Raw genomic sequence first — 10,084 nt, forward strand, 5'->3', positions numbered from 1 at the left:
ATGCAGGGTGGCCGGGCAATTGATCTCGAAGCCGAGCTCGCCGGCAATCGACAGCCGTGCCACCCGGGCGCGCAGCATGCCGATGTCGAGCACGCCGCAAGCCATGAACGGCAAGGCTGCCGCCGAGACGTCCTGATGTGTGGTGCGTTCGACGATCCGGCGTGCGTTCGGACCGGTGACGAGGAAACCGGACATGGCATCCGAGATGTCGGTGACGGAGACGCCTTCGGCGATATGCGCCTCGAACCAGCGCATGTGGAATTCGCGCAGATAGTAGGAGCCCATGATCCAGTACTCGCCGCCGCCCCAGTTGAGCACGGTGAGGTCGCCCTTCAGCCTCCCGTCGGCCCCGAGCATCGGCGCCAGCTTCGCGCGGCTGGGCTTCGGCAGACGGCAGGCAAGCAGCCGGTCGAGCCAGGCCGCAGCGCCGGGACCGGATACGGCGTAGCGCGAGAAGGCCGTCGTATCGACGAGGCCGGCGGCGCGGCGAACCTGCAGCACCTCGTCGCCGACGATGTCGAAGGCGTTGGAGCGCTTCAGCGTCGTCTCCTCGCGGAACCCCATCGGCGCGAAATAGGCCGGGATCTCCAGCCCCCACGACGCCGTCCATTCGGCGCCGGCGGCGTTCATGCCCTCATACGCGCCTGGGCGCTTCAACGGCCGGCCGGCAGGCAGGCGTTCGTTGGGGAAGGTCATGACGAAGCGGCGGGCATAGAACTGGCCCGTGGTTTGCCGCAGATACTCCCGGTTGGCGGCGAAAGCGCCGTAGCGGGCGATGTCCATGCCGAAGATGTCGGCTTCCGGCTCGCCGTGGATCATCCATTCGGCCAGCGACTTGCCGACGCCGCCGCCCTGGCTGAAGCCGGCCATGACGCCGCAGGCGACCCAGTAGTTGCTGAGCCCCCTGACGGGACCGACCAGCGGATTGCCGTCCGGCGTGAAGGTGAAGGCGCCGTTGACCCATTTGCGGATGCCGGCCTTGGCCAGGCAGGGAAAGCGCTCATAGGCCTTGGCAAGCTCGGGACTGATGCGATCGATATCCTCCGGGATCAACTCGATGCCGTAGTCCCAAGGCGCACCGTCCATGTTCCAGTGTTTCGGGTTCTGCTCGTAAACGCCGAGCAACACGCCCTTCCGCTCCTGGCGAAGATAGGAGAAGCCGTCGAGATCGACGGCCAGGCCGAGTTCCTTGCCTAGCGCCGCCACCTCCGGAATGTCCTCGGTGACGAAGTAATGATGTTCCATCGGCGTCACCGGCAGGTCGACGCCTGCCATCAGCCCGACCTGCTTGGCCCAGAGACCACCGGCATTGACGACGTGCTCGGCGACGATCGTGCCCTTTTCGGTGACGACGTCCCAGCCGCCATCGGCGCGTTGCTTCAGCTCGACGACGCGGTTGCGCAGGATGACGTCGGCGCCGCGCTTCCTGGCGGCGCCGGCATAGGCGTGCGTTGTGCCATAAGGATCGAGATGGCCCTCGTTGGAATCATAAAGGCCGCCCAGCACACCATTCACGTCGACGATCGGGCAAATCTCCTTGATTTCCTCCGGCGTGACCAGCCGGGCCGTCTCGATGCCGACCGACTGGAACACCGCCCAGGCCGATTTCAGCCACTCCCAGCGCTGCGGGTCGCTCGCCATGTTGACGCCGCCGGTCATGTGCAGGCCGGCATTCTGGCCGGACTCGGCTTCGATCTCGCGATAGAGCTTGATCGTGTAATCCTGCAGCGCCGCGACATTGGGATCGGCGTTGAGCGCGTGGAACCCGGCCGCCGCATGCCAGGTCGAGCCCGCCGTCAGTTCGGCGCGCTCGATGAGCGCCACATCGCTCCAGCCAAAACGCGTCAGGTGATAGAGCACGGAGGCGCCGACCACGCCTCCCCCGATGACCACTGCCCGGTAATGCGACTTCACGAGCCTCTCCCTCTCGTTGGAGGCTTCACGATACATCTCCTGTACATATGTGTCTAGACACTTCTGTCCAGAGCTTGCGCGCCGCCGCGCGCCGTGCCACTTGTTCGGTCATGATCATGACTGCTCCCCGGGACGAGCCGCCGCCCGGCAATATCAAGGTGACCCGCGCGGACTGGATCAACCTCGCGCTGCAGACGCTGATTTCCGACGGCATCGAGAGCGTGCGCGTGCTGACGCTGGGACAGAAGCTCGGCGTCTCGCGATCGAGCTTCTACTGGTATTTCGAGAGCCGGCAGGACCTGCTCGACCAGTTGCTCAAGCATTGGCACGAGACCAACACCACGGCGATCGTCGAGCGGGCCCGCCGGCCGGCCGATACCATCATCATGGGTGTGATGAACGTGTTCGAATGCTGGGCTGACGAGCGCCTGTTCGATCCGCGGCTCGACTTCGCCGTGCGCGAATGGGCAAGGCGCTCGGACGACGTGCGGCGCATGATCGACAAGGCCGACGAGGAGCGCCTGCTTGCCATACGCGACATGTACCGTCGGCACGGCTATGAGAGCGAGGACGCCTTCATCCGCGCCCGCGTGCTCTATTACATGCAGATCGGCTATTACGTGCTCGACCTCAAGGAACCGGTAGAGGCGCGCGTCAGCCATCTCGCCGCCTATCTGCGCTCCTTCACCGGGCTGGAGCCGACCGAGGCGGATGTGGCGCATTTCATGCGCTTCATCGCGGCGCGCTGATACCGATCGGCCGCTAACGGCGTACTTCCAATCAACAAAGCTTGTGCTGTGGCTTCGCTGCCCTTGTGGGCGGTGATAAAATGGTCGAATAGTTTCGACAGGGGCGCCACCCTGAAACTGCCCGCATGCTGTTTTCGGGCGAAAGCGCGTTGGGGCGGAAGTCTGGAATGGCAAGTCCTTCGAAACCACGCAAGAGAAGAGGCCGGATCGCCTCGGCGGCTCTTGCCGTCGACGCGTGGCTCGATTCCTCGCTCTATGAGATCAGCTTCAAAGCGCGCGAATTCTGGGAAGCGGCGACCATCTTTTCCCGTCGTTTCCGGGTGCATGGCTGGCGCCGCGCCATCATCGAGGTGCTGAGCGAGGGTTTCACCATGGGCGCCGGCGGGTTCGTGGTGCTGTTGGCGCTCGCCATGCCGGCCTTCGACATCACCGCCGGCGATTGGCGCAACCAGGGCGACTTCGCCGTCACCTTCCTGGACCGCTACGGCAACGAGATCGGCCAGCGCGGCATCATCCAGCGCGATTCCGTGCCGGTCGACGAGATGCCGGACATCGTCATCAAGGCGGTGCTGGCGACCGAGGACCGGCGCTTCTTCGACCATTACGGCATCGATGTGCTCGGCCTGTCGCGCGCGCTCTTCGAGAATATGCGCGCCAATTCGGTGGTCCAGGGCGGCTCCAGCATCACCCAACAGCTCGCCAAGAATCTCTTCCTGTCCAACGAGCGCACCTTGGAGCGCAAGATCAAGGAAGCCTTCCTGTCGCTGTGGCTCGAGGCCAATCTCTCCAAGAAGGAGATCCTGCAGCTCTATCTCGACCGCGCCTATATGGGCGGCGGCACGTTCGGCATCGAGGCGGCGGCGGACTTCTATTTCGGCAAGAGCGTCAAGGACCTGAGCCTCGCCGAGGCGGCGATGCTGGCCGGCCTGTTCAAGGCGCCGACCAAATACGCCCCGCACATCAACCTGCCGGCGGCGCGCGCACGCGCCAATGTGGTGCTGTCCAACCTGGTCGACGCCGGCTTCATGACCGAGGGCCAGGTGCTGCAGGCGCGGCTGCATCCGGCCGACGTCGTCGACCGCGGCGAGCAGAAGAGCCCGGATTATTTCCTCGACTGGGCCTTCGACGAGGTGAAGAAGATCGCCAAGCCCGGCCAGCACTCGCTGGTCGCCCACACCACTTTCGATGCCAATATCCAGAAGGCCGCGGAAGAGTCGGTCGAGTTCCATCTGCGGCAGTTCGGCAAGGAATACAACGTCACCGAAGGCGCGGTGGTGGTGATCGAGACCAATGGCGCGGTTCGCGCCATCGTCGGCGGCCGCGACTATGGCACCAGCCAGTTCAACCGCGCGACCAAGGCGCTGCGCCAGACCGGCTCGTCGTTCAAGCCCTATGTCTATGCCACCGCGATGGAGCATGGCTTCACACCGGATTCGGTCGTTTCGGGCGGCGCGATCACCTGGGGCGGCTGGTCGCCGCATAACTACAATGGCGGCTCGGCCGGCAATGTCACGCTGCTCACGGCGATCGCCAAGTCGATCAACACCGTGCCGGTGCGGCTGGCCAAGGACTACCTGGGCATCCCCCCGATCAAGGCGATGGCCGAATCGATGGGCGTCGAATCGCCACTGGAATCGCACAAGACCATGGTGCTCGGCACGTCCGGCATGACCGTGATGGACCAGGCGACCGGCTACAGCGTCTTTGCCCAGAACGGTTTCGTCGGCTCCCGCCATGGCATCACCCAGCTCGTCACCCGCACCGGCGAGGTGGTCTATGACTGGGCCAAGGATGCGCCGCCGCCGCACCGCGTGCTGTCGGAAAAGGCGCTGAAATACATGAACACGATGCTGGCGGCGGTGCCGGCGATCGGCACGGCGCGGCGCGCCCAGTTGCCCAACATCGTCGTCGCCGGCAAGACAGGCACCACCCAATCCTATCGCGACGCCTGGTTCGTCGGCTTCACCGGCAATTACACGGCCGCCGTCTGGCTCGGCAATGACGACTTCACGCCGACCAACAAGATGACCGGCGGCACGCTGCCGGCGATGGTCTGGCAGCGGCTGATGGTCTATGCGCATCAGAACATCGACCTGAAGCCGATCCCGGGCATCGATCATCCTTGGGTCGATCCGGAGGTCGCAGCCAAGGCCGAGGAAGCGGCGAAGAAGGAAGCCGACGCCGCGGCGGCGCAGGCCGAGGCCGAACGCCCGCCGGTGCTGTCCAGCCGCACCAGCCAGACGCTGCGGGACATGACCAAGGCTTTCCAGGCCGCGCCCGTGCTCAGCGCCCCCGCTTTGCCGGAGACGCTTTCGGCGCTTTAAAAGCATGTCTCCCGAAAGTTGGAACCGGTTTCGGGATGACGACATGCGTAAAATCAAAAACCCAAAGTGCAGGGAGCGAATCTGAAAGATTGCGATGCGCTTTAGGGCGGCGCTGGCGTGAAGCCGGCTTGCCACGGCACCCCGCGCCGCGATATCCCGGGCAATCTCCTCTGTTTGCGGCTCTCATGCTCAAGAACGCCATCCTGACGCTGCTTTCGCTTGCCATTGCCATCGGGCTCGGCGGCTACAGCGTCTGGTATGCGCTCAATGCGCAGGACGGCGTCGGCGCGATCCGCATCGGCCAATGGACCGCTTTCCCCGAAGTCGGGACTCTAGCCGCCGACCCCTACTCCAAGGCGCGTGTGGCACGCGAGGGTGTGCTGGCGCTCGGCCAGGCCGAGGGGCTTGCCTTCGTCGCCGAGCGCGACGATGCGGGCGAGCCTCTGAAACGCGAATGCACCTACACGATCGAAGGCGGCTATCCCACCGCTCGCTTCTGGACGCTCTACGCCGCCGACCAGTCGCTTGGCGTGATCGACACCGGGAAGCCGAGGCAATCGGCGCTGCAATCCTACGACATGCTGCGCCGGCCCGACAATTCCGTCGTCATTTCCGTCGGCAGCCGACCGGCACCCGGCAATTGGCTGCTGACCGGCGGCTCCGGCAAGATGTATTTCGTGCTGACCTTCTACGACACGCCGATCGCCTCGAGCACCGGTCTCTCGGACGTCACGCTGCCGCGCATCCTGAAGGCGGGCTGCAATGCGTAAGCTGCTGCACGCCCTGATCCTTGGCCTGCTCGGCGCCGGCATCGTGCACATCGTGGTGCTGTTCCTGGTGCCGGAATTTTCCGAACGCGATGCCTGGTCGCGACTGGCGATGGCATCCGACCTCTACAAGATGACGCGGCTCGACGCCGAGGCCGGCGGCGCGCCGGTGGTGAAGTCGGTCGATCCGCTGTTTTATGCCGCCGCCTGCCGGTTCGACCTCACGGACGGGCTGGTCAGGATCAGGGCACCGGGCGATGTGCCGTTCTGGTCGGCCTCGGTCTACGACCGCAGCGGCCACAACATCTATTCCTTCAACGATCACAACGCCAATGGCGAGAAGCTCGATGCCGTGGTGCTGACGCCGGCGCAGATGATCGACGTGCGGCGCGACCTTCCGGAGGATCTGCAGGGCGCGATCTTCGTCGAAGCGCCGATCGAGGAAGGCATCTTCGTCGTCCGCGCCTTCGTGCCGGACGAGAGCTGGAAGCCGATCGTGTCGCGCTTCCTCGAGCAGAGCGCCTGCGAATTGCAGGACTACTGAGAAAGGCGGGCCGATCAGTGATGCGGCTTGGCAGGTGGCGGGGAGCCCGGCCTGTCGGAGCCGCTGTCGCCCGTCCGGGCCTCATCGGCCTGCGGACGCAATTCATAGCGGACGCCGGGGAAGATAATGACCGCCGCCGCCGTCGTCGTGTCGTGACTTGCTCGATTTACAGGTGCCGCACGCGGCACAAAAGACAGGACCATGCCCATGGTTCGCGCATTCCTCTCGGTTTGACCGGAGCACAACGCAACGCCTCCAAAGTTGATTAAGGGACGTAGAGGGTTAACGGAGCGCTAACGGATCGCCGCTAATTTGATGTTTGTTTTTCCTGAAGATGCGGACCCGGCCCGGCCGGATTGCGCAAGTTCGGGATTGTGTCGAGTGTCGGGCGTATCCTCCGTGTCATCTTCGGATTTCAGGCAAATCGCTATCCGGACCGAAGCGGGAAAGGCCGAAAGGCTGTTCCGCGCCGCCGTGTCGGCCTTCTGCTCGCTGACCCGTCCCTCGCGCCGCGAGATCGCGCAGCTCGAGGATCTGACGCTGCCGCTGTTCGACGAGGTCTCGGTCGAGTCACGCCGCTACGTCGCCGCCGCCCTTTCCGAATGCGACTACGCGCCGACAGCCCTGGTGCGGCGTTTGGCCGAGGAGCCGGTCGAAATCGCAGCTCCCTTGCTCACCCGCTCCAATGCGCTGAGCGACATCGATCTCATCGCGCTGATCGGCCGGCACGGGCTGCCGCACGCGCGCGCCATCGCGCGCCGCAAGGAGCTCAACCCGACGATCGCCGACCTCATCCGCGCGCTGGAAAGACCGACGCTGGTCAAGACGCGGCCGCCGGAGACGGTCACGAAGCTCACGCCGAAACCGGAGCCCGCGGGCAAGACCGACTCCGACCGTCCCGCCTCCGGCGAAGCCGCGGAGAATGCGCGGCGCCGCCTGCGGTCGATGATGCGCCCGACCGGTGACGCTGCCGACGTCAACACATTCCTCGGCCAGCCGGCCTATGTGAAGCTGCGCGAGACGGCGTTGACCGGCAACGCTGCCTTCTTCCAGACCGCCCTTGCCGATGCGCTGGGGATCGACTTCGCGACGGCCCGCTCGGTGACCGGGCAATCGAGCTATGGCGCATTGCTTGCAGCGCTGCGCGCCCTCGACCTCAGCGAAGACAGGGCCTTCCTGATCGCGGTCGCGGTCTATCCCGGCGAGTTCCCGCACCCGCAGGCGATCCGCCTCTTCCTCGACCGCTACCGGCTGATGCACCGCGAGGCGGCGCTCGACAAGGTACGCGCCTGGAAGGCGGAGACCCTTTCGCGGGCGATCCGCGGCAATGCTCCCGACGCGGTGAGCATCGAGAGCCGCGAAGCCTCGAACAGCGACGAGGCGGGCGCCGGCCTCAAGGCCTCCTGACGCGGTTATTCCGCCTTCACGGAAAGAAGCTCTTCGACCGGAACGGCTCCCGCCTCGATCTCGACCACCCAGATGTCCGGATCGAATTTCTTCTCCCGCTCCAGCCGGGCATCGAACGCCGAGCTGTCGTCGCTTGAATCAAGCAGGGTGAAGAAGCGCTCGTCGGGCTTGGCCGAATCGTAGCTCGTCTGCGGCGCCGGCCCGTAGAGGGCCACCTCCCCCAGACGTCCGCGCGACAGCACGAAGACGGCGCCCGCCTCGGTCGCGCCGCGCTTGACGATAGCGGCAAAACCGCCGGCGCCGAAGACGCGGCGGACAAGGGCCGAAACCCAGAGATCAGTGGTTACGCGCATGGGGGGTTTCCGGATGGCATGCGCGGTTCCTTACAGCAGCGGTGAAGGAACCGAAACGATCGGATGCGGTCGCTCAGTTGGTCAGGCCGATCTCGCGCATCTTGACATAGACGGCCTCGTCCGGCTCGCCGGTCTCGGGTAGGCCGAAGAGGGCCTGGAATTCCTTGATCGCGGCCTTGGTGCGGGCGCCGACCTTGCCGTCGAGCTGCATGTCGTTGTTGCCGAAGGCCTTGAGGCCGGCCTGGATCTTGACGATGCGGACGTCGGGCGATTGCGTGGCGCCGTCGGCCGGCGCGGAAACCGGGATCACCGGCGGTTTGGCGGCCGGAACGGCGGCGGCATCGGCCGGCCGCGGCGCCGGGTGGGGAATGGCCGCCGTCGTCTGGCGGGCGCCAAGCTGGTCGAGCAGCGCCCCGTCGATCTCGCCCGACCCCGGCAGCCCGACCTTCAGCTGATAGGCCTGGATGGCCTTCCGGGTCGCCGGACCCGTAAGGCCATCGACCGTGCCGTCATAGAAATTGAGGTCCTTCAGAATGCCCTGCACCTGCTGGACGACCGGGTCCGGCTTGGCCACGGGCTGCGCCGGTGCCTGGCGCACGATGTTGATGGTGGTTTCCGGCTCGTTGGAGACGGTGTGCGGGAAATTCTCGATGCTGCGGGTGGCAAAGAAGGCGCCGGTATGCGGAAAAGGCTGGTACCAGAGCGCATTGGCCGAGACATAGAACAGCGTCACCAGGAAGGCGGTCGAACCGCCGACGAGGACCGGATTGCTTGCGATCAGCTGACCGACCGCGACCGCGCCTTCGGCAAGGACGCCGCGTTCGGGTTCGACGACCTTAGGCCGTTTTGCGGAGCGAGCCATTCCTCTCCCCATCTCTATCCCCCTTCGGCTTCGCCGCCGGCATGGCCAGCACGCCGGAAGGCGCACCGGTATGCCGCTTCGGCCCGTTCACCGGCAGGCCGATCGTCACCGTGGTGCCCTCACCCGGCGCGCTCTCGATCGACATCGTGCCGTCGTGCAGCGCCACCAGACCCTTGACCAGCGACAGGCCGAGCCCGGTTCCCTCGAAGCGGCGCGTGTAGTCGTTCTGGATCTGCATGAACGGCTTGCCGAGATTGGCCATATCCTCCTCGGCGATGCCGATGCCGGTATCGCTCACCCAGAAATGCAGGCGCGAGCCGACGCGCTTGGCGCCGATCACCACTGAGCCGCCATCGGGCGTGAACTTGACGGCGTTCGAAGCGAGATTGATCAGGATCTGCTGCACGGCGCGGCGGTCGGCATTGATCTCGCCCGCATCCGGCGCGATCTGCGTGGCGAGAACTATGCCCTTGGCGTCGGCCAGCGGCCGCATCATCGAGCGGCACATGTCGACCGCCTCGACGAAGCGGAACGGCTCCAGCTCGGTCGCATAGGCGCCCGCCTCGATGCGCGATACGTCGAGGATCGAGGTGACGACGGACAGAAGATGCTGGCCGGACTCCCTGATGAGGCCGACATATTCCTTCTGGCGCGGATCCTTGAAGGCGCCGAACATCTCATGCAGCAGCATGTCGGAGAAGCCGATGATGGCGTTGAGCGGCGTGCGCAGCTCGTGGCTGACCACCGCAAGGAAGCGGCCCTTGGCCACTTCGGCGGTCGCGGCCGCCTCCCTTGCTTCCGCAAGCTCCTCGCAAAGTGCCGCGACATCGTCGTTTTCACGCAGGACCAGGGTGAAGACATCGCGGTCGGCCTCGCCCCGCAGCAGCTCGAGGCTGAACGGGCGGAAATTGTCGGACGCGCTCGAACCCTCGCGCGGCAAGCGGATGCGCAGATCAAGCCGGCGCTTCGGCGCGCCCTCGCGCATGTCGGCCAAGGCGGTGAGATAGGCGACGCGGTCGGAAAGATGGACGCGGTCGAAAAGGCCGGTGCCGAGCAGGAGCTCCGGCGCCAATTTGAGGATCGAACGCGCCTTGGCGGACGCGTCGAGCACGTCGCCCTGGCGCCCAACGCGCAGGACGACGGCGTCGATGACGTCCTCAAGGC

At 65.6% G+C, this 10,084-nt stretch carries 9 protein-coding genes; 5 read left to right on the forward strand and 4 right to left on the reverse strand.

Annotated elements, in window-relative coordinates; translation table 11 throughout:
• A partial coding sequence (locus EOD07_RS10715; RefSeq protein ID WP_164772164.1) for an FAD-dependent oxidoreductase occupies positions 1 to 1,914 on the reverse strand: 1,914 nt, incomplete at its 3' end.
• Positions 1,915 to 2,024: 110 nt separating this feature from the next.
• Here EOD07_RS10715 and EOD07_RS10720 point away from each other — a divergent pair.
• The 5 genes from EOD07_RS10720 (at position 2,025) to EOD07_RS10745 (ending at position 7,705) form a co-directional block, all read left to right on the forward strand.
• Positions 2,025 to 2,663, forward strand: coding sequence for a TetR/AcrR family transcriptional regulator (locus EOD07_RS10720; protein ID WP_052468339.1), 639 nt, complete (start codon positions 2,025 to 2,027; stop codon positions 2,661 to 2,663).
• Positions 2,664 to 2,830: 167 nt separating this feature from the next.
• Positions 2,831 to 4,987, forward strand: a complete 2,157-nt coding sequence (locus tag EOD07_RS10725) for a penicillin-binding protein 1A (RefSeq protein WP_040991348.1) — start codon at positions 2,831 to 2,833, stop codon at positions 4,985 to 4,987.
• A 185-nt stretch (positions 4,988 to 5,172) separates the two neighbouring features.
• Complete coding sequence (locus EOD07_RS10730; RefSeq protein ID WP_040991344.1) at positions 5,173 to 5,757, forward strand: DUF1214 domain-containing protein; 585 nt, start codon at positions 5,173 to 5,175, stop codon at positions 5,755 to 5,757.
• The gene (locus EOD07_RS10735) at positions 5,750 to 6,298 is read left to right on the forward strand and encodes a DUF1254 domain-containing protein (RefSeq protein ID WP_127235419.1); all 549 of its coding nucleotides are present in this window, start codon (positions 5,750 to 5,752) and stop codon (positions 6,296 to 6,298) included. Before EOD07_RS10730 ends, EOD07_RS10735 begins: the two co-directional genes overlap by 8 nt.
• 399 nt (positions 6,299 to 6,697) lie before the next feature.
• Positions 6,698 to 7,705, forward strand: a complete 1,008-nt coding sequence (locus EOD07_RS10745; RefSeq protein WP_164772165.1) for a DUF2336 domain-containing protein — start codon at positions 6,698 to 6,700, stop codon at positions 7,703 to 7,705.
• A gap of 5 nt (positions 7,706 to 7,710) precedes the next feature.
• On the opposite strand, the gene EOD07_RS10750 is transcribed toward EOD07_RS10745, so the two are convergent.
• The 3 genes from EOD07_RS10750 to EOD07_RS10760 form a co-directional block, all read right to left on the reverse strand.
• Complete coding sequence (locus EOD07_RS10750) at positions 7,711 to 8,058, reverse strand: DUF1491 family protein (RefSeq protein WP_041005403.1); 348 nt, start codon at positions 8,056 to 8,058, stop codon at positions 7,711 to 7,713.
• 73 nt (positions 8,059 to 8,131) lie between these two features.
• Complete coding sequence (locus EOD07_RS10755) at positions 8,132 to 8,920, reverse strand: peptidoglycan-binding protein (protein ID WP_127235422.1); 789 nt, start codon at positions 8,918 to 8,920, stop codon at positions 8,132 to 8,134.
• Positions 8,895 to 10,084, reverse strand: a 1,190-nt coding sequence (locus EOD07_RS10760) for a HAMP domain-containing sensor histidine kinase (RefSeq protein WP_164772166.1), incomplete at its 5' end; no start/stop codon positions are given. The genes EOD07_RS10755 and EOD07_RS10760, both read right to left, overlap by 26 nt.

The organism is Mesorhizobium sp. M2C.T.Ca.TU.002.02.1.1 (assembly GCF_003997225.1).

Bases quoted from the DNA above. Each gene is read 5' to 3' on its own strand.
- EOD07_RS10720 (WP_052468339.1), top strand. From the start codon at position 2,025: ATGATCATGACTGCTCCCCGGGACGAGCCGCCGCCCGGCAATATCAAG.
- EOD07_RS10725 (WP_040991348.1), top strand. From the start codon at position 2,831: ATGGCAAGTCCTTCGAAACCACGCAAGAGAAGAGGCCGGATCGCCTCG.
- EOD07_RS10730 (WP_040991344.1), top strand. From the start codon at position 5,173: ATGCTCAAGAACGCCATCCTGACGCTGCTTTCGCTTGCCATTGCCATC.
- EOD07_RS10735 (WP_127235419.1), top strand. From the start codon at position 5,750: ATGCGTAAGCTGCTGCACGCCCTGATCCTTGGCCTGCTCGGCGCCGGC.
- EOD07_RS10750 (WP_041005403.1), bottom strand. From the start codon at position 8,058: ATGCGCGTAACCACTGATCTCTGGGTTTCGGCCCTTGTCCGCCGCGTC.
- EOD07_RS10755 (WP_127235422.1), bottom strand. From the start codon at position 8,920: ATGGCTCGCTCCGCAAAACGGCCTAAGGTCGTCGAACCCGAACGCGGC.